This is a genomic window from Serratia sp. H1w (assembly GCF_000633355.1).
Taxonomy (GTDB): Bacteria; Pseudomonadota; Gammaproteobacteria; order Enterobacterales; family Enterobacteriaceae; genus Chania.
In genome coordinates, this window is the sequence record NZ_AYMQ01000221.1 from 1 (window position 1) to 225 (window position 225).

The 225-nt window shown below is 61.3% G+C and carries 1 protein-coding gene; it reads right to left on the reverse strand.

Annotated features, from left to right (window positions below; translation table 11 throughout):
- The coding region (locus U869_RS32360; protein ID WP_037409825.1) for a hypothetical protein at nt 1–225 on the reverse strand (225 nt) is incomplete at both ends.

The window sequence follows — 225 nt, forward strand, 5'->3', positions numbered from 1 at the left end:
GCGTTGTCGAGATCATCTACCGACGGCAGGGAAAGAACGCGGGCAACCTCAGTGCGGATCAGTTGCAGCAACGCCTGGCGTTGTTCGGCCTCACTGCCCGCCCTCCAGTCGATATGTGGTTCACTGCTCTCTTCCTGCTGCGCTTTCGCATCGACTGCGACGGAGGTCACCCCGGTAACACCTGACGTTGCCTCTGTCCAGTAACGCTCCCGCTGCCAGGCGTAC